A 19,307-nucleotide genomic window follows, 5' to 3' on the forward strand; every position below is an offset into this window, starting at 1 on the left:
AGTCAGCCGCGTGTGAATGTCTCCGGACCCCGCGTCGGCGCCCCAGGGTTTGCATACCCGCAAGGCGTCGAACGGGCCCGGCGGGCGGCGTTCGTCCTTTTGCTTTTCCGGTTGAAGAAAACCCGAAACGGAGTGAAGAAATGAAGCTGCAATCCCGACGTAGCCTGATCGCCGTCGCCATCGTGATCGTGCTGGGCACCGGCCTGGCCACCACGGTCCTGCGCCCCTGGCATGCCGGCGAGGCACAAGCCGTGCCGAGCCCCGCCCCAAGCGCGGCGGCGGTCGATGTCGCCGCCGCCATCGGCAAGACCATCACCGAGTGGGACGAATTCTCGGGCCGCCTGGAGGCGATCGATCGCGTCGAGGTGCGGCCGCGCGTCGGCGGCACCATCGACGCGGTGCACTTCCGCGAAGGCGCGATGGTCAAGAAGGGCGATCTGCTGTTCACCATCGACCCGCGTCCTTACGCGGCCGAGGTGGCACGCGCCGAAGCCGCGCTGGCCGCCGCGCAGGTACGCGCCAGCCATGCGCAGAGCGAGCAGGTGCGGGCGCAGCGGCTGCTGGACGACAACGCGATCTCGCGCCGCGAATTCGACGAACGGATCCACGCGGCGCGCGAGGCGAACGCCAACGTGCGCGCCGCGCAGGCGGCGCTCGATTCCGCCAGGCTGAACCTGGCCTACACCCGCATCACCTCGCCGGTGACCGGCCGCGTCTCGCGCGCCGAGATCACGGTGGGCAATCTGGTCGCGCCGGGCGCCAATTCCCCGGCGCTGACCACGGTGGTGTCGGTGTCGCCGGTGTACGCCAGCTTCGAGATCGACGAGCAGAGCTATCTGCGCTACACCGCGCCGGGCGCCGCGGGCGGCGCCAACGGCAAGGGCATGGCGGTCTATCTGGGCCTGGCCAACGAGGAAGGCCATCCACACGAGGGCCGCATCCAGTCGGTCGACAACCGGCTCGATCCGCGCAGCGGCACGATCCGCGTACGGGCGGTGTTCGACAACCCGGACGGACGCCTGCTGCCGGGGTTGTACGCCAAGGTCAAGCTTGGCGGCAATGCGCCGCATGACGCGGTGCTGATCAACGACCGTGCGATCGGCACCGACCAGGGCAAGAAGTTCGTGCTGGTGGTCGACAAGGACAACAAGCTGAACTATCGCGAAGTCCAGATGGGGCCCAACTATGACGGTCTGCGCGTGATCCGGTCCGGCCTGAAGGCGGGCGAGGTCATCGTGGTCAATGGCCTGCAGCGCGTGCGGCCGGGCGACACGGTTGCGCCGACGCCGGTGCGCATGGCGCTCAAGCGCGAGCTCGAGCGGGGCAATGCCACCGAGAAGAGCGCGGACAACCAGCCCGAGCAGGCGAAGAAGGAGTCGGTCGGATGATAGAGAACCTGCACGCCGCCGGCGCCTGACGATCCGGTACTCCCCTCTCCCGCCTGCGGGAGAGGGGTTGGGGAGAGGGCAGGGCAGTCGGTGAACCGACCGCGCCATTGCCAGCGCATGGCCCTCCCCCCGGCCCTCTCCCGCAAGCGGGAGAGGGAGGACACCGATCCCGCGCCATTTCAACGCCCATATGCTTTTCCATGGCGTCCCGAGCGGACCGCCAGGGGGCTCCCTTTTTATCGAGACCCGTCATGAACCTCTCGAAATTCTTTATCGACCGGCCGATTTTCGCCGGCGTGCTATCGGTGCTGATCTTCCTGATCGGTGCGATCGCTATGTTCAAGCTGCCGATTTCCGAGTATCCGGAAGTCGTGCCGCCGTCCGTCGTGGTGCGCGCGCAGTATCCCGGCGCGAACCCGAAGGTGATCGCCGAAACGGTGGCCTCGCCGCTCGAAGAGCAGATCAACGGCGTCGAAGACATGCTGTACATGTCCTCGCAGTCCAACAGCGACGGCCTGCTGACGCTGACCGTGACCTTCAAGCTGGGCACCGACCCGGACAAGGCACAGCAGCTGGTGCAGAACCGCGTGTCGCAGGCCGAGCCGCGCCTGCCCGAGGACGTGCGCCGGCTCGGCATCACGACCGTCAAGAGCTCGCCCGACCTGACCATGGTGGTCCACCTGGTCTCGCCGAACGATCGCTATGACATGACCTACCTGCGCAACTACGCGGTGATCAACGTCAAGGATCGTCTGGCCCGTATCCAGGGCGTGGGCCAGGTGCAGCTGTTCGGCTCGGGCGACTACGCGATGCGCGTCTGGCTCGATCCCGAGAAGATGGCCGAGCGCCAGCTCGCCGCCAGCGACGTGGTGCGCGCGATCCGCGAGCAGAACGTGCAGGTGGCGGCCGGCGTGATCGGCGCCTCGCCGTCGCTGCCGGGCACCGACCTGCAACTGTCGGTCAACGCCCAGGGCCGCCTGAACTCCGAGGAGGAGTTTGGCGGCATCATCGTGCGCACCTCGCCGGACGGCGGCGTGACCTATCTGCGCGATGTCGCCCGCATCGAGCTGGGCGCGTCCGAATACGCGCTGCGCTCGCTGCTCGACAACAAGCCGGCGGTCGCGATTCCGATCTTCCAGGCGCCGGGCTCGAACGCGATCCAGATTTCGGACGACGTGCGCAAGACCATGGAAGAGCTCAAGGAGAACTTCCCGGACGGCGTCGACTACAGCATCGTCTACGATCCGACGCAGTTCGTGCGGCACAGTATCGAGGCGGTCACGCACACGCTGTTCGAGGCGATCGCACTGGTGGTGCTGGTCGTGATCCTGTTCCTGCAGACCTGGCGCGCATCGATCATCCCGCTGCTGGCGGTGCCGGTATCGATCGTCGGCACGTTCGGTCTGATGTACGCGTTCGGCTTCTCGATCAATGCGCTGTCGCTGTTCGGTCTCGTGCTGGCGATCGGTATCGTGGTCGACGATGCGATCGTGGTGGTCGAGAACGTCGAGCGCAATATCGAGCAGGGTCTGTCGCCGAAGGAAGCCACCTACCAGGCGATGCGCGAAGTCAGCGGCCCGATCATCGCGATCGCGCTGGTGCTGTGCGCCGTCTTCGTGCCGCTGGCGTTCATGACGGGCCTGACCGGCCAGTTCTACAAGCAGTTCGCGCTGACGATCTCGATCTCGACGATCATCTCGGCATTCAACTCGCTGACGCTGTCGCCGGCGCTGTCCGCGCTGCTGCTGCGCAGCCATGACGCACCGAAGGACTGGCTGTCGCGGGCGATGGACCGCGTGCTGGGCGGCTTCTTCAAGCGCTTCAACCGCTTCTTCGGCGCCAGCTCCGAGCGCTACGGACAGGGTGTCAAGGGCGTGGTCCGCCGCAAGGGCGCGGTGTTCGGCGTCTATGCCGTGATGCTGGTGCTGACCTGGGGCATCTTCCAGCTGGTACCGAAGGGCTTCGTGCCGGCGCAGGACAAGCAGTACCTGGTCAGCTTCGCCAAGCTGCCTGACGGCGCGACGCTGGACCGCACCGAGGACGTGATTCGCCGCATGTCCGAGATCGCGCTGAAGCATCCGGGCGTGGAATCGGCGGTGGCGTTCCCGGGCCTGTCGATCAATGGGTTCACCAACAGCCCGAGCGCCGGCATCGTGTTCGCCACGCTCAAGCCGTTCGAGGAGCGCAAGTCCGAAGACCTGAGCGGCAACGCCATCGCGGCGCAGCTGAACCACCAGTACGGAGCGATCCAGGACGCGTTCATCGCGGTGTTCCCGCCGCCCCCGGTGCAGGGTCTGGGCACCATCGGCGGCTTCAAGCTGATGATCGAGGACCGGGCCGCGCTGGGCTACGACGCGCTGTTTGCCGCGACCAATGCGTTCGCCACCAAGGCGCGCGCCACGCCGGAACTGGCCGGCATCTTCAGCAACTACCAGGTCAACGTGCCGCAGCTGGACGTTCAGCTAGACCGCGTCAAGGCCAAGCAGCTCGGCGTGCCGGTGACGGACGTGTTCGACACGCTGCAGACCTATCTCGGTTCTGCCTACGTCAACGACTTCAACAAGTTCGGCCGTACCTATCAGGTCAAGGTCCAGGCGGATGCCAGCTACCGCCAGCATGCCGAGGACATCCTGCAGCTGAAGACGCGCAACGCCGCCGGCGAGATGGTGCCGCTGTCGTCGCTGGTGCAGGTCAAGCAGAGCTTCGGCCCGGACAGCGTGGTGCGGTACAACGGCTTTACCGCCGCGGACATGAACGGCGGACCGGCGCCCGGCTTCTCTTCGGGCCAGGCGCAGGCCGCGGCCGAGCGCATCGCCGCGGAGACGCTGCCGAAGGGCATCAAGTTCGAATGGACCGAGCTGACCTATCAGGACATCCTGGCCGGCAACGCGGGTGTGTGGATCTTCCCGCTGTGCGTGCTGCTGGTGTTCCTGGTGCTGGCCGCGCAGTACGAGAGCCTGACGCTGCCGCTGGCGGTGATCCTGATCGTGCCGCTGTCGTTGCTGGCCGCGCTGACCGGGGTCTGGCTGACGCGGGGGGACAACAACATCTTCACGCAGATCGGCTTCATCGTGCTGGTCGGGTTGTCGGCGAAGAACTCGATCCTGATCGTGGAGTTTGCCCGCGAGCTGGAGCATCAGGGCCGCACCATCGTGCAGGCCGCGATCGAGGCGAGCCGCCTGCGTCTGCGCCCGATCCTGATGACCTCGTTCGCTTTCATCATGGGCGTGGTGCCGCTGGTGGTGTCGACCGGTGCCGGCGCGGAGATGCGCCACGCGATGGGCGTGGCCGTGTTCGCCGGCATGCTGGGCGTGACGTTCTTTGGCCTGTTCCTGACGCCGGTGTTCTACGTGGCGCTGCGCAAGCTCGCCACGCGCGGCAAGGCCGAGCCGGAGCCGGCGCCCGAGGCGCAACCGGAACGCACGGTGGCATTGGCCGAACCGCAGCATTGAGCGCATGCCGCGGGGTTGCTCCCCTCTCCCGCAAGCGGGAGAGGGAGCACGCCGGCGGCAAGCCACGAACTGAAGAGCGACGACGAGCCGACTGCAAGTCGACAACGAAGAATTCGAGGATGAACAAATGACAGCAAACCTGCAATCGTGGATGCCGCGGCTGGCCACGCTGGCCGCCGCGCTGGTGCTGGCAGGCTGCTCGCTGGCGCCGACCTACAAGGTGCCGGAAACCGCGACCATGCCGGCCTTCAAGGAGGCCGAGGCCGCGCAGGCCGAAGGCGCGCAATGGAAAGTGGCCACACCCGCCGAGGGTGCCGAACGCGGCCAATGGTGGAAGCTGTTCGGCGATGCGGAGCTCGACCGCCTGATCGAAGCGGCCAACAGCAATAACCAGGACCTGGCCGCGGCCGCGGCGCGGGTCAAGCAGGCGCGCGCGTTCACCGGCGTGGCCGAGGCCGATCTGTATCCGCAACTGAGTGTGGGTCTCGATCCGACCCGGTCGCAGCCGTCGGCCGCGTCGCTCGGCTTGCCCGACGGCACGCCGGTATCGCCGCGCACCGTGCTGCGTGCACGCGCCATCGCCAGCTACGAGCTCGACCTGTTCGGCCGTGTAGCCGACAGCGTGCGCGCCGCGCGTGCCGAGGGCGAGGCCGCCGAGGACCTGTTCCGCTCGGTGCAGCTGACACTGCAGGCCGATGTCGCGCAGGCCTATTTCACGCTGCGCACCCTCGATGCCGAGCGTCAGCTGCTGCGCGCCACCATCGCGCTGCGCGAGGACGCGGTGCGCCTGCTCAAGCGCCGTTTCGATGCCGGCGAAACCACCGACCTGGACCCGGCACGCGCCGAAGCGGAGCTTGGCACCGCGCGTGCCGATCTGGCCGACGTCGAACGCCGTCGCGCCAATCAGGAGCATGCGTTGGCGGTGCTGACCGGCGTGCCGCCGGCCCAGTTCGCACTGGCCGAGCGGCCCTTCGACGCTGCGCCGGTCGCGATTCCGGCCGGCCTGCCGTCCGAACTGCTCGAGCGCCGGCCCGACATCGCACAGGCCGAGCGTCTGATGGCCGCGGCGAACGCCCGCATCGGCGTCGCCAAGTCGGCCTTCTTCCCGCGCATTTCGCTGACCGGCGTGTTCGGCTTCGAGTCCAGCGAGCTGTCCAACCTGTTCCGCTGGTCCTCGCGTGCGTGGCTGCTCGGTCCGCTGATCGGCTCGACCATCGCGGCGCCGATCTTCGACGGCGGCCGCAACCGCGCCAATCTGGCGGCGGCACGCGCCCAGCATGAGGAAGCGGTGGCAGCCTACCGGCAGACCGTGCTGGTGGCGTTCCGCGAGGTGGAGGACGGGCTGGCCGACGTCCGCTGGCTGTCGCAGCAGGCGAGCGCGCTCGACAGCGCGCTGGCCGGCGCACGCCGCGCCCAGCGGATCTCGCGCAGCCGCTACGACGCCGGCGCGGTCGACTATCTGACCGTGATCGATGCGGACCGTACCGTGCTGCAATCGCAGCGCGCGGCCAATCAGGTGGCGGGCCTGCGCGCCGCCGCGACGGTGGCGCTGGTGCGGAGCCTGGGCGGCGGATGGGGGCCGGTGCAGGCGCCGAGCGACGCGGCGGCACGTTGATCGTGGCGAGGCAATAACGCAGAACGGCCGCTGCCAGCGTGGAGCAGGCAGCGGCCATGCCGCAACAAGAGGCCGGTCTTTCACCGGCCTTTTTTTCATCAAAGCATCATGCCGCCCGAGGCCTCGACGCGTTGCGCGTTGATCCAGCCAGTACCGGGTGCGAACAATGCCGCCACGACGGCGCCGATGTCGTCCGGCTTGCCGGGCCGGCCCAATGCGGTCACGGACGATACGAAGGCATTGACCTCCGCGTTGTCGCGCACGGCGCCCCCGCTGAAATCGGTCTCGATGGCACCGGGCGCCAGCGTGTTGACGCTGATGCCGCGCTCGCCCAGCTCCTTGGCCAGATAGCGCGTCAGCACTTCGACGCCGCCCTTCATCGTCGCGTAGGCCGAGTAACCCGGCAGCGCAAAGCGCGCCAGGCCGGTCGACACATTGAGGATGCGCCCGCCGTCCGCAATCAGCGGCAGCAAGGCCTGCGTCAGGAAGAACGGTGCCTTCAGATGGATGCGCATCAGTTCGTCGAACTGGTCTTCGGTGGTTTCGGCAAAGCTCGCATGCAGGCCGATGCCGGCGTTGTTCAACAGGAAGTCGAAACGGTTGCGGCCCCAGCCGGCCAGTACGGACTCGACCTGCGCGGCGAAGCCGGCGAAGGTCCGGCTGTCGCCGACGTCCAGTTGCAGCGCGGCGGCGCGCCGGCCCAGCCCCTCGATTTCCGCGACGGCACGCTCGGCCTCGGCACGATGGCCCCGGTAGGTCAGGATCACGTCGGTGCCCTGGCGGGCGAGGTGGATCGCGGCATTGCGGCCGAGGCCGCGGCTGCCGCCGGTGATCACGGCGATGGTGGAGGTAGTGGTCATCAAGTGGACTCCGGTGGAAGTTCGGGTTTGCGTTCGGATGCGGCGGCGCCGCATGTGTCCACTTTATTGATTCGACCGGAGCGCATAAACTGCCGCCATGTGGCAGCTATGTTTGCAATACGTAAACAATTGACCAACGATCCGGCCCATGGATTCCCTCGACACGCTGCGCATCGTTCTGCGCGTCGCCGAACTCGGCGGTTTCGCCCGGGCCGCGGACAGCCTCGCGCTGTCCAAGGCCGCGGTATCGATCGCCGTGCAGCGGCTGGAGGCCAGCCTTGGCACGCAACTCTTCCATCGGACCACGCGCCGGGTCCAGCTGACCGCGGACGGGCAGGCGTTCTACGAGCGTGCGCGGGATCTGCTCGATGACATGGACGAGTTGCACGGGATGTTCCAGCGAGACGGTGGCGCGCTGAAGGGCCGCTTGCGTGTCGACATGCCGGCGGGCATGGCATCGCGCTTCGTGATTCCGCGACTGCCGGAATTCCTCGACCGGTATCCCGAGCTTTCGATCGAGATCAGCGGCACCGACCGTCGCGTCGATGTCGTGCGCGAAGGCTTCGACTGCGTGGTTCGCGTCGGCACGCTCGACGACAGCAGCCTCGTGGCGCGGCCCCTGGGGGCGATACGGCTGATCAACTGCGCCAGTCCGGACTATCTGCGTCGCCATGGCACGCCGCGCAGCATCGAGGATCTTCGCGATCATCGGCTGGTGCACTACGCCGGCACGTTGGGGCAGCGCCCGGTCGGATTCGAATATCCGGACGGCGGCGGCCATGCGGCATTGCCGATGGCGGGCAGCGTCACCGTCAACAACGGCGCCGCCTACGAAGCCGCGGCCGTGGCAGGGCTTGGCATCATCCAGGTACCCGCCATGGCGATGCAGTCAAGGCTGGCCGCAGGAGAGCTGGTCGAAGTCCTGCCGGGCTGTCCACCGCCGCCGATGCCCGTGACACTGCTCTATGCGCAGCGGCGCAACCTGCCGCGGCGCGTGCGCGTCTTCATGGATTGGATCGCACAGGTCCTCGAACCGCATCTCGAACCGATGCCGTCAAGCCCGCGCAGCGCCTTGCCGGCATGAGCCGTTGGTGTCCGGCGACGGCAGCCTGCTTGGTGAACTGCACACGCCGCTGCGGTACAGTCGAGGCCATGAGCAAGCCCCGTCCCACCGAGCCCACCCACGACCCTGGCGATGCCGCGCTGCGGCAGCGCGCCGCGCGCCGCAGCACGCTGGTCAGCGTCGCGGTCAATCTGGTGCTGACCGCGGCCCAGGCCATCACCGGCATCCTGGCCGGCTCGCAGGCGCTGCTGGCCGATGCCGTCCATTCGCTGTCGGACATGCTGTCCGATTTCATCGTGCTGTTCGCCGGCATACACAGCGGCAAGGGGCCCGACGAAGACCATCAGTACGGGCACCAACGCTTCGAGAACGCGGCTTCGCTGGCGCTTGGCGTGCTGCTGCTGGCCGTCGGCGCCGGCATGCTGTGGTCGGCCGCCGGCAAGGTGGACCCCGCCGCGGACACGCCGCCGGTCGGCATGGTGGCGCTGTGGGTGGCGCTCGGCACGCTGGTGTTGAAGGAATCGCTGTTCCGCTATCTGCTGGCGGTCGCGCACCGCGTTCGCTCGAGCATGCTGGCGGCGAACGCGTGGCATTCGCGCTCGGACGCCGCGTCGTCCCTGGTGGTCGCGCTCGGCATCGGTGGCAGCCTGCTCGGCTACCGCTGGCTCGACCCCGTCGCCGCGATGGTGGTCGGGCTGATGATCATCCGCATGGGCTGGCGTTTCGGCTGGAACGCGATGCAGGACCTGATGGACCGCGGCGCCGATGCCCACACCGTCGAGGCCATCCGGCACAGCCTGTTGTCGACCCCCGGCGTGCTGGGCGTGCATGACCTGCGCACCCGCAAGATGGGCGACCTGATCCTGGTCGACGTGCACCTGGAGATGGAGGCGATGCTGACCGTCGAGCAGGGCCATGCCATCGCAATGGAGGCCCGCCGGCGCGCGATGGAGAATCGCGACGTGCTCGACGTGATGACCCACATGGACCCGGTCCGCCGCGGCGGCGCCACGATGGACCGCGCGGCCGGCTAGCGCTTGCGCAGCGGCGCAAGCAGATGCGACAGGCCGTTGTGGTCGAGCTCCTGCATCAACGCCAGCAGCCGCCCGATTTCGCCGGGCGGAAATCCTTCGCGCGCAAACCAGTTCAGGTAGTTGCCCGGCAGGTCGGCGATCAGCCGGCCCTTGTATTTGCCGAACGGCATGGTGCGGGTAACGAGGAGTTGGAGGTCTTCGGGTTGCATGGCGGCTGCGAGCAGTTCGGCCGGGATGGGAACGCTTGTCGAACTGTTCGGGTGAGTCGGCGAGAACTACAATCGTATCCGACATGCCATCCATGGAACCGTCCACCACCTCGATCGCAGCCCAGCAGGCGATGCATGTCGCCCTGCTAGGCGCTCTCGGCCGCTGCCACGGCGCCATCGATGCCGCCTTTGTATTCGGCTCGTTGGCACGCGGTGCTGCGGCTCCTGGCAGCGATGTCGACGTCTTCATCGTCGGCGACATCGATTTCAGAGAAGTCGTACGGCTTTTCTATCCGGTCGAAGGTACGCTCGGTCGTGATGTCAATCCCGTGGTATTGACAGCGCGGGCATGGCGGACTCGGGTAAGCGAGCGTGATCCCTTTCTCTCCGACGTGCTGACCAGGCCGAAGTTGTTCCTGATCGGAAGCGAGCATGTCCTTGCAGAACTTGGTGGGGATCAGTCTCGACGCGGTGGTCCCGGATCGGAGGCACATCCAGCGACTTCTGGCCGCGGTCAGGCGAAATCTCGCTGATGCCCATATCGAGGGTCTGAGCAACGAGAACCGCTTCGATGTCGCCTACAAGGCGATCATGCAACTCTCCATGCTTGTGTTGCATGCCTGCGGATACCGTACGCTGACTAGCCGCTCTGGGCATCATCGTACGGCGATCCAGGCTTTGCAAGTGGCCATGGGACTACCGGTTGAACGACTGATCGTGCTGGACACCTTGCGCAAGCAGCGCAATGCCACGGACTACTCCGGAGATACCTTGCCTCCCGCACTGGTAGTCGAATGCATCGAGGCAGGCAAGGCATTGCTTGGCGACGTCTTGCACTGGCTGCATGCCGAGAAGTCGGAATTGCTCTCCCAGGGCAGCAAGGACCCGAGGCGACTCTGCAGTGCCATCAACCAGCTTCGACCCCCGCCGCAGCCGTAGGCAGCGACGGACGAGTCCGCTCCAGCTGCACGCTCCAGGCCGCGACCGCCAGTGCCGATAGCGGGGCCAGCGCGGCGACCCAGGGCAGGGCGGTCAGGCCCGGTCCGTGGTCGATCACCATGCCGCCGAGCCAGGCGCCGAGTGCATTGCCGAGATTGAAGGCGGCGATGTTGAAGCTCGATGCCAGATTCTGGCCCGGGCCGCGCGCGTGCCGCAGCACGCGCAGTTGCAGCGGCGACACCGTGGCGAAGGCGGCGATGCCCAGGATGCCGACGAAGGCGACCACCGCGAACTGGTTGTGGATGGCGAAGGTCATCAGCGCCAGCACCGAGGCGAGTGACGTCAGTGTGGCGAGCACCGCGGCGACCGGACGGCGGTCGGCCAGCCGGCCGCCGAGCAGGTTGCCGACGATCATGCCGGCGCCGAACAGCAGCAGGATCGGCGACACCGCCGCCTCGCCATAGCCGGCCACCTTGGTCAGCAGCGGCTGCACGTAGGTGATCACCGCGAAGATGCCGATGGCCTGCAGGATCGTCATGGCAAGGCCCAGCATCACCTGCGGGCGCACCATGGTCGCCAGTTCGTCCTTCAGCGAGGCCGGCGCGCTGTGGTCGCGGCTGGCCTTGACCAGCAGGCCGATCACGGCCAGCGACACCAGTCCGATCAGCGTCATCGCCCAGAAGGTCGAGCGCCAGCCCAGATGCAGTCCGAGCCAGGCGCCTGCCGGCATGCCGAGCAGCGTCGCCAGCGTCAGGCCGGAGAACATCACCGAGATTGCCGAGGCGCGGCGATCTTCCGGCACCAGGCCGGTCGCCACTACGGCGCCGACGCCAAAGAAGGTGCCATGCGTCAGCGACGTGATCACGCGGGCGATCATCAGCGTGGTGTAGTCCGGCGCCAGTGCGCAGGCCGCATTGCCGACGGTGTAGATCACCATCAGCGCCAGCAGCACCGCCTTGCGCGGCATGCGCCGGGTCAGCAGCGTCAGGATCGGCGCGCCGGCGGCGACGCCGAACGCGTAGCCGGACACCAGCATGCCGGCCGAGGCAATGGACACGTGCAGATCGGCGCTGACCTGCAGCAGCAGGCCCATGATCACGAATTCGGCGCAGCCGATGCCGAAGGAGCCGGCGGTCAGCGCGTAGAGGGCCAGCGGCATGCCGGCGCGCGCGGGCCTGGCAGTGGGGTTGTTATTGGGCGGGATGGTGGCGGTAGGCGGGGCGGCCATGACAACTCTCCTATTGGAAGGTCCGCAGTTTGCCCGCCCCCATCTTTTTGAAAAACCGGCGGTATCATGAATCAGTTTCAATATTTGATTGATAGTCATGGACCGTATCGGCGATATCGCGCTGTTCCTGCGCGTGCTGGACCTCGGCTCGATCAGCGCAGCGGCGCGCAGTCTCGACCTGTCGGTGGCCGTGGCGAGCCAGCGCCTGAAGCGGCTGGAACAGGATCTGGGCGTGCGGCTGCTGCATCGGACCACCCGCCGGCTGCACGCGACGCCCGAAGGCGCGGCGCTTGCCGAGCAGGGCCGGGGGCTCGTCGAGGAACTGGAGGCGCTTGGCAGTTCGTTGCGCCGGGCCGGTGGCGAGGTCACCGGTACGCTGCGGGTGACCACGGCGTCGTCGTTCGGGCGCCAGTACCTGTCGCCGTTGTTGCCCGAATTCATGGCGCGGCATCCGCAACTGCGGCTGAACATCCATCTGGACGACCGCGTGGTGGATCTGGTCAGCGCCGGCTTCGATCTGGCGGTGCGCATCGGCGCGCTCGACGATTCGACGCTGGTGGCCCGCAAGCTCGCCAACAATCGGCGGCTGCTGTGCGCGTCCCCGGAATATCTGCGCCGTCATGGCACGCCGCGCACGCCCGACGACCTGTCCCGGCACGAATGCCTGGTGCTGGTAGGAAGCCAGGGGCGGCAGGACCTGTGGCGGCTGGAGGACCCCGACGGCCGCGAGATCGCGGTACGGGTACGAGGCCGGATCGAGGCCAATACCGGCGAATTGCTGTCGGACGCGGCGCTGGGCGGGCTCGGCATCGCGCTGCATTCGTACTGGCATGTCTGCGCGATGCTGCGGGCCGGCCAGCTGGTGCAGGTGTTGCCGGACTACCAGATCGCCGACACCGGCATCTATGCGGTGATGCCGCAGAGACGGCTGGTGCCGCCCCGTGTGCGGGCACTGGTTGATTTCCTGGCCGAGCGCTTCGGCGATGTTCCGCCGTGGGAACGCGGCGACAGCCGCGGAGGCTGAACCGAAACGGATGCGCGCCCGCGATCCTTCAACAAAAGCCGGTGGCGCGCGGCGGCGGCCACGCCATGGACCGGACGAGCCGGTCGTGGGCTGGTCGCCACCGCCAACACACTTGTCACGATTTCAGCTTCGATTTGCCGCCCTTGTGCGCGCCGTCCGAATAGGGATTGCGCGGACCGCTCCTGGCGCCGTCGCTGTAAGGATTGCGCGCACCGGCCCTGGCACCCTGGCTGTACGGGTTGCGCGCGCCGGCCTTGGGCCCCTTGGCCTTGCCGTTCGATGCGAGCGTCGAGCGCTGCTCGGTACGGGCGCCCTGCGTGTACGGGTCGAATCGGTCCGAACGCGCGCCCTGCGTATAAGGATCGAATCGGTCCGAACGTGCGCCCTGCGAGTAGGGATCGCGTGCGCCGGTGGTCTGTGCGTTGGCCGATGACATCGCGCCGAACGTCACCATGGCGGCGATCGCCATGCCAACGAGTCCGCGCGTGGAAGCCGTTGAAATCGGCGCCGTCGTCTGCGAAGGGAAAGGTCTTTTCAGCATCATCTACCTCATCGTCTGGCGCCGCGATTGCCGGCGCGGATTGCATGGAACAGTGGATCCGTTCCACGTTGGGTCATGCGCGGGCCGCTGTCGCGGTCAGCGCATGGTCGCTCAGGAAGCGGTGAATCTGGGACACGACGGCGGCCCCCTCGCCAACGGCCGAGGCGACACGCTTGGTCGATCCAGAACGCACGTCGCCGATCGCAAAGACGCCTGCCGCACTGGTCTGCAGCGGCAGCTCCGCGCTCGAAGGCGATGGCAGGTCGGCGCCGGTCAGCACGAAGCCCTTGCTGTCCAGCGCGATGCCGCAGGGGCCCAGCCAGCCCGTCTTGGGATCGGCGCCGATGAAGACGAACAGATGGCGCGCCGACATGGCACCTTCGATGCCGCCGGCGCCGCGGTAGTGCACGCGTTCGAGCCTTCCCTCGCCCTCGAGCTGCGTCAGCTCGGTCCGGGTATGCACGGTGACGTTCGGCAGCGAGCCGATGCGATCGACCAGGTAGCGCGACATGCCGAGCGCGAGACTCGCGCCCCGGATAAAGATGTGCACGTGTTCGGCGTGGCTGGCGAGGAAGACGGCGGCCTGCCCCGCGGAGTTGCCGCCTCCGAGCAGCAGCACCGGCTCCTTGCGGCAGAGCCTGGCTTCCACCGGCGTGGCCCAGTAGTAGACCCCCGAACATTCGAGGCTGGCCAGATTGCCCAGATCGGGACGCCGGTATTCGGCGCCGCTGGCGATCACCACGGTGCGCGCGCTGATGCGCCGGCCATCGGCGAGCTCGACACAGCGCGGATGCCGGTCACAGTGCAGCGACGTGACCTCGCATGGAATGCCGATATGCGCGCCGAACTTCTGCGCCTGCACGAACGCCCGGCCGGCCAGCGCCTGGCCCGTGATGCCGGTGGGAAAGCCCAGGTAGTTCTCGATGCGGGCGCTGGTGCCCGCCTGCCCGCCGGGCGCACGGCAATCGAGCACGGCGACCGACAGCCCTTCGGAAGCGGCGTAGACGGCTGCGGCCAATCCGCCGGGTCCGGCGCCGACGATGGCCACGTCATAGACATGGGCCGGGTCGAAGTCCGGAATCAGGCCCAGGCAGGAGGCCAGGTGGCGCTCGTCCGGATTGCGCAGCACCCGGCCATCGGGGCATACCACCAGCGGGAACTCGTCGTGTCTTGGCGTCAGCCGGGCCAGCAGCGCGATGGCGTCGGCATCCTGCTCGGCATCGAGCGTGGTATGCGGAAAGGCATTGCGCCGAAGGAAGTTCTGCAAGCCCCGGGTTCGCGCATCGCCCGGCCGACCGAGCAGGACGACGCCGTGGCCGCGCTCGAGCACCAGCACCCGTCGCAGGATCAGCGCCCGGATGATGGTCTCGCCGATGTCCGCCTCGTTGATCATCAGCTTGCTCAGTTCGTCGGGACGCAGCAGCACCGCTTCGACATCCTCGACCACGCAGGCATCGACGACGGCCGGCTTGTTCGACAGCTGCGTGACATCCGAGGTGAACTCCCCGCGGCGGCTATAGACGTGGATGGTCTGCCCGGCGCGCAATCCATCGCGGCCGGAGATCCGCACCTTGCCCGACAACAGCAGGAACACGCCGGGGCATGGACTGCCGGCCCGGTACAGATAGTCGCCGGCGGCGAAGTGGCACAGCGAGCCGAAGCGGCGCACCCGTTCGATGTCGGCGTCCGCCAGCACCGGAAACATCTGGTGAAAGCGCGGATGATCGCGCACGCCGCCATCGGCTACCAGCGCGCCGTCATCGTCTTGCGCCTCGACCTGCTGTCGCGCGCCTGCTGCGTCGGGCGGGACCGTCGGATCCATGCCTGCTCCTGGTTGGCCGCCCGCTACGCCCGGGCCGGCAGGTCCATCAGCTTTTCCATCGTGATCGGCAGATCGCGGATCCGTTTGCCGGTCGCATGGTGGACCGCGTTGGCAACCGCCGCCGCCAACCCCGTGATGCCGATTTCGCCGATTCCGCGCGCGCCGAACTCGTTGAACGCGAGGTCCGGATAGTCGAGCAGGATCACGTCGATCTCCGGCTGGTCCGCGTGCACCGGCATCACGTATTCCGCGCAGTTGTTGTTGCCCGGAATGCCGTTGCGCTCGTCGAATTCCGTCGCTTCGAACAGCGCCATGCCGACCCCCATCACGATCGCGCCCTCGACCTGATTGCGCGCCATGACGGGGTTGATGACGCGGCCGACATCGATCGCGCTGACGACCCGCGCGACGCGCAGCCGCGAAATGCCCGGGTCCCACCGCACTTCGACGAAATGGGCGCCGAAGGACATGAAGGACACCTTGTCGGTCGGCGTGCCGCCCGTATGCGCATGGCCTTCGGCATTGGCGAAGCGCCGGGCGCGAAGCACGTCGGCAAAGTCGATCGCCCGCTTGCCATCGGTCAGCTGCCCCTTGCGCATGCGCAGCGCTTCCGGCTTGACGCCGGCGAACTCGCCGCCGGGCTGCGTGGCGATGTCGCCCAGTTGCGCGATGGCGTTGCGCGTCGCCTCGGCGATCGCCGGCAATACGCTGGCGGTCGCCCACGACCCCCCGGAGACCGGCGCGGCGGGGAACGAGGAGTCGCCCAGCTTGACTTCGATCCTGTCCAGGCCGAGCCCCGTCAGCTCGCTGACGGTCTGCGCCGCAATCGTGTAGGTGCCGGTGCCGATGTCCTGGATCGCGCAGAAGGCGATCGCGGTACCGTCGTCACGCAGCTGCACGCGCGCCTGCGCCGGCGTACGCCACGCGTCCCAGTTGCAGACCGCGACGCCATATCCGGCGATCTCGTTGCCGACCCGCATGGAGCCGATGCGCGGATTGCGCCTGGTCCAGCCGATCTTGTCGGCGCCCTTGGCAATGGCCTCGCGCAAATGATTGCTGGACCATGGCAGATTCAGGCTTTCGTCGCGCGTGGACAGATTGGCGAGCCGGAACTGGACCGGGTCGGTGCCGCAGGCCAGCGCCAGTTCGTCGATCGCCGATTCGAGCGCGAACAGCCCGGGGGCCGCGCCGGGCGCCCGCATCGACGTGGGGGCGCCGCGGTGCACCTCGGCAGTGTGGTGGCTGACCAGGACGTTCGGGCACGCGTAAATGCTGCTTGTCATGCCGCCGCAGTTCTCGACGTACTGCTCGATGAAGGACGTCGTATTGATCGACTCGTGCCGGATCGACGTGATCCGGCCTTTCGCGTCGGCGGCCAGCCGCAGCCGCTGCTTCGTCTCCGGCCGGTGTCCCGTCGCGGTAAACATCTGCGCCCGCGGCACCACCAGCTTGACCGGCCGGCCCGTCATCCGGGCCGCCGCGCTGGCCGCCACCGAATGCGGCCACAGGAACAGCTTGCAGCCGAAGCCGGAGCCGATGAACGGCGCTTCGACCGTGACGTACTCGGGCGGCAGTCCGAAGATCTGCGCCAGCGTGTTGCGATGGACCGTGACGCCCTGGGATGCCTCGTAGACCCGCAGGCGGCCGCCGTCCCACCAGGCGACGGTGGCGTTCATCTCCATCGGATTGTGGCTCTCGACCGGCGTGTGGTAAGTCGCATCGACCCTGACCGGCGACTGGTCGAAGACCGCCGCCGCCGACCCGCGTGCGTGTCCACGCCCGCCGTCCCGCGGCTTGCCGGCGGCGAGCGCCTGTTCGAGGTTCGCCAGCGCTTTCGTCTGCTGGTAGCTGACCTTTACCTTGTAGGCCGCTTCCCGCGCGTGCTCGAAGGTATCGGCGATGACCAGCGCGACAAACTGGCCGGCGTAGTGGATGGTCGCGTCCTCGAACGGCAGCCGATGCTCGTCGGTGATGGCCGTCGTCAGGATCGCCGTTGCCGAGATCGGATTCTTCGGAATGCGATGCAGCGGCAGGAAGCGATTGTGATGAAGGACATCGACCACGCCTGGCGTGCGCATGGCTTCGCTGACGTCGATGTGTTCGATGCGGCCGCTGGCGATGGTGCTGAAGACGCCGTAGGCGTACAACATGCCCGGCAAGCGCCGGTCGGCGGTATAGGGGGCGGCGCCGGTCAGCTTGAGGCGGCCATCGATACGGCGCGGCGAGGCGCCAATGGCGTTGGTAGTCACGCGGATCTCCGGAAACAGGATGGGCTGCGGATCGATAGGTGGCAACGGGCGCTACGCGAGCAGGGTCGACAGGTTGCGGGACACCGCCTGCTGGCCGAGCAGGATCTTGAAGCCGTTCTGCCCGTACGATTTGGCCCCGATCATCGCCGCCGCCGCGGCCGACTGGATCAGCGCCGGCGTCGGCGTCTGGCCGCGCAATACCGCCTCGGCGCCTTCGGCGCGCCACGGCTTGGTGCTGACGCCGCCCAGCGCAATGCGGATATCGCGCACGGCGTTGCCGTCCATCACCAGCACGATGGCGCTCGATGCCAGCGCAAACTGATACGAGGTACGGTCGCGCAGCTTCAGGTAGGCGGACCGGCTTTGCGCCAGCGGCGGGTCGAGCGTGACGTGCGTAATCAGCTCGCCGGGCTGGATCGCATGCTCCTTCCACGGCTCGCTGCCTGGCAGAAGGTGGAACTGCGCGAACGGCACCTCGCGTCTTCCATTCGGACCCTGCAGCTGGATCGTCGCGCCGATCGCCACCATGGCCACGCACATGTCGGACGGATGAGCGGCAATGCAGTGTTCACTGCCGCCGAGCACGGCATGGACATTGCGATTCAGCCCTTCGATCGCAGGGCATCCCGACCCCGGCGTGCGCTTGTTGCACGGCGAGACGCCATCGCGGAAGTAGCCGCAGCGCACGCGCTGCATGATGTTGCCCGCCGTGGTGGCCTTGTTGCGCAGCTGGGTACTGGCGCCGGACAGCAGGGCCTGGGACAGCACCGGATAGTGGCGCTGGATGTGGGAGTGCCGCGCCAGTTCCGTATTGCTGACCATGGCGCCGATGCGCACGCGGCCGTCCGCGCCCACTTCGATCTGGTCGAGCCCGAGCCGGTGGATGTCGACCAGCCGGGCAGGTCGCGTGATGTCAAGCTTCATCAGGTCCAGCAGCGTGGTGCCGCCGGCAAGATAGACCGTGTCGCCGGCACCGGCATGCAGCGCGATCGCTTCGTCGATGCTGCCCGCGCGCGAGAATTCGAAGTTGCGCATCAGCTCTCTCCTCGCAGTTTGCCGCGCGCGTCCTGAATCGCCGTGACGATGTTGCGGTAGGCACCGCAGCGGCAGATGTTGCCGCTCATCGCTTCGCGCAGCGATGCGTCGTCGGCGGGGATACGCTTGTCGCCGATCACGCCGACGGCGCACATGATCTGGCCCGCCGTGCAGTAGCCGCACTGGTAGGCGTCGTGTTCCCAGAACGCCTGTTGCACCGGATGCAGCCGTTCGCCTTGCGACAGGCCCTCGATCGTGGTGATGTCGTCGCCCTGGTGCATCACGGCGAGGGACAGGCACGCATTGACGGGCACGCCGTTGACGTGCAGCGTGCAGGCGCCGCATTGGCCGTGGTCGCAGCCCTTCTTGGTGCCAGTCAGGCCCAATTGATCGCGCAGTACGTCGAGCAGGATCGCGTTGTTGGCCACGGAAAGCGTGTGCGTTTTTCCGTTGACCTTCAGCGTCAGCGCACGCGCATCGGCGGCTTCGCGGCCGGCAGGGCCACCGGCAGGGCCGCCGCTGGGCGCCGCGGATGCCGTCGGGATCCAGCCGACACTGGCTGCGCCGACGCCGGATGCGCCGACCGATTGCAGGAAACGTCGCCGCGTCAGTCGTGGCTTCAACGCGCCGGTCGCGTCGTCGAGCTGGTGCTCGCCGTCGTGGTTTGCTGTATCGCCCATGGGCCTGATCTCCGGGTGGGGGAAGGAGGAGATTTCATGGTAGTGGGCGGTGGGGCGTTGCGGACGCGGTCCGCGCGACAAGACCCAATGCATGCCGATTCGGGCCAAACCAGGCCGATACAAGCGCAATACAAGCGCAATACAAGCGCGCAATACAAGGCCAGCGCA

At 67.6% G+C, this 19,307-nt stretch carries 16 protein-coding genes; 8 read left to right on the top strand and 8 right to left on the bottom strand.

Annotated features, from left to right (window positions below; genetic code table 11):
• Positions 1-140: 140 nt before the first annotated feature.
• The 3 genes from LRR16_RS00770 (at position 141) to LRR16_RS00780 (ending at position 6,455) form a co-directional block, all read left to right on the top strand.
• Positions 141-1,388, top strand: coding sequence for an efflux RND transporter periplasmic adaptor subunit (locus LRR16_RS00770; protein ID WP_006575563.1), 1,248 nt, complete (start codon positions 141-143; stop codon positions 1,386-1,388).
• Between the two features lie 251 nt (positions 1,389-1,639).
• Complete coding sequence (locus LRR16_RS00775; RefSeq protein ID WP_232204410.1) at positions 1,640-4,840, top strand: efflux RND transporter permease subunit; 3,201 nt, start codon at positions 1,640-1,642, stop codon at positions 4,838-4,840.
• Between the two features lie 127 nt (positions 4,841-4,967).
• Positions 4,968-6,455: an efflux transporter outer membrane subunit gene (locus LRR16_RS00780; RefSeq protein WP_064576265.1), complete on the top strand. Its 1,488-nt coding sequence runs from the start codon at positions 4,968-4,970 to the stop codon at positions 6,453-6,455.
• 98 nt (positions 6,456-6,553) lie between these two features.
• Here the strand turns inward: LRR16_RS00780 and LRR16_RS00785 are convergent, their stop codons facing one another.
• Complete coding sequence (locus LRR16_RS00785) at positions 6,554-7,315, bottom strand: SDR family NAD(P)-dependent oxidoreductase (protein WP_006576615.1); 762 nt, start codon at positions 7,313-7,315, stop codon at positions 6,554-6,556.
• 148 nt (positions 7,316-7,463) lie between these two features.
• Here LRR16_RS00785 and LRR16_RS00790 point away from each other — a divergent pair, with 148 nt between their 5' ends.
• Positions 7,464-8,399 (top strand): LysR family transcriptional regulator, encoded by a 936-nt coding sequence (locus LRR16_RS00790; RefSeq protein WP_006576616.1) that lies wholly within the window; start codon positions 7,464-7,466, stop codon positions 8,397-8,399.
• Between the two features lie 68 nt (positions 8,400-8,467).
• Positions 8,468-9,412, top strand: a complete 945-nt coding sequence (locus LRR16_RS00795) for a cation diffusion facilitator family transporter (RefSeq protein WP_006576617.1) — start codon at positions 8,468-8,470, stop codon at positions 9,410-9,412.
• On the opposite strand, the gene LRR16_RS00800 is transcribed toward LRR16_RS00795, so the two are convergent.
• Positions 9,409-9,621, bottom strand: coding sequence for a DUF3820 family protein (locus LRR16_RS00800; protein ID WP_006576618.1), 213 nt, complete (start codon positions 9,619-9,621; stop codon positions 9,409-9,411). The two genes, LRR16_RS00795 and LRR16_RS00800, sit on opposite strands and share 4 nt — an antisense overlap.
• Before the next feature lie 131 nt (positions 9,622-9,752).
• On the opposite strand from LRR16_RS00800, the gene LRR16_RS24460 reads away from it, so the two are divergent.
• Together LRR16_RS24460 and LRR16_RS00810 are read left to right on the top strand one after the other, a co-directional pair.
• Positions 9,753-10,154, top strand: coding sequence for a nucleotidyltransferase domain-containing protein (locus LRR16_RS24460; RefSeq protein WP_369118716.1), 402 nt, complete (start codon positions 9,753-9,755; stop codon positions 10,152-10,154).
• Positions 10,054-10,560, top strand: a complete 507-nt coding sequence (locus tag LRR16_RS00810; RefSeq protein ID WP_232204416.1) for a DNA-binding protein — start codon at positions 10,054-10,056, stop codon at positions 10,558-10,560. The genes LRR16_RS24460 and LRR16_RS00810 overlap by 101 nt, the downstream gene beginning before the upstream one ends.
• Here the strand turns inward: LRR16_RS00810 and LRR16_RS00815 are convergent.
• Positions 10,529-11,719 (bottom strand): MFS transporter, encoded by a 1,191-nt coding sequence (locus LRR16_RS00815; protein WP_064576388.1) that lies wholly within the window; start codon positions 11,717-11,719, stop codon positions 10,529-10,531. The two genes, LRR16_RS00810 and LRR16_RS00815, sit on opposite strands and share 32 nt — an antisense overlap.
• A gap of 166 nt (positions 11,720-11,885) precedes the next feature.
• On the opposite strand from LRR16_RS00815, the gene LRR16_RS00820 reads away from it, so the two are divergent.
• Entirely contained in the window at positions 11,886-12,812 is a 927-nt protein-coding gene (locus LRR16_RS00820; RefSeq protein ID WP_174779816.1) for a LysR family transcriptional regulator, read from the top strand.
• Positions 12,813-12,927: 115 nt separating this feature from the next.
• Here the strand turns inward: LRR16_RS00820 and LRR16_RS00825 are convergent, their stop codons facing one another.
• From LRR16_RS00825 to LRR16_RS00845, 5 genes are all read right to left on the bottom strand, one after another.
• The gene (locus LRR16_RS00825) at positions 12,928-13,281 is read right to left on the bottom strand and encodes a hypothetical protein (RefSeq protein WP_006576622.1); all 354 of its coding nucleotides are present in this window, start codon (positions 13,279-13,281) and stop codon (positions 12,928-12,930) included.
• A gap of 145 nt (positions 13,282-13,426) precedes the next feature.
• Entirely contained in the window at positions 13,427-15,175 is a 1,749-nt protein-coding gene (locus LRR16_RS00830) for an FAD-dependent oxidoreductase (protein ID WP_232204418.1), read from the bottom strand.
• A gap of 23 nt (positions 15,176-15,198) precedes the next feature.
• The gene (locus LRR16_RS00835) at positions 15,199-17,424 is read right to left on the bottom strand and encodes a xanthine dehydrogenase family protein molybdopterin-binding subunit (RefSeq protein ID WP_232204425.1); all 2,226 of its coding nucleotides are present in this window, start codon (positions 17,422-17,424) and stop codon (positions 15,199-15,201) included.
• A 51-nt stretch (positions 17,425-17,475) separates the two neighbouring features.
• Entirely contained in the window at positions 17,476-18,459 is a 984-nt protein-coding gene (locus LRR16_RS00840) for a xanthine dehydrogenase family protein subunit M (protein ID WP_232204427.1), read from the bottom strand.
• Positions 18,459-19,139: a (2Fe-2S)-binding protein gene (locus tag LRR16_RS00845; protein ID WP_006576624.1), complete on the bottom strand. Its 681-nt coding sequence runs from the start codon at positions 19,137-19,139 to the stop codon at positions 18,459-18,461. Before LRR16_RS00845 ends, LRR16_RS00840 begins: the two co-directional genes overlap by 1 nt.
• Positions 19,140-19,307 lie beyond the last annotated feature (168 nt).

The sequence above is a fragment of the Cupriavidus sp. UGS-1 genome (assembly GCF_021213615.1).
Taxonomy (GTDB): Bacteria; Pseudomonadota; Gammaproteobacteria; order Burkholderiales; family Burkholderiaceae; genus Cupriavidus.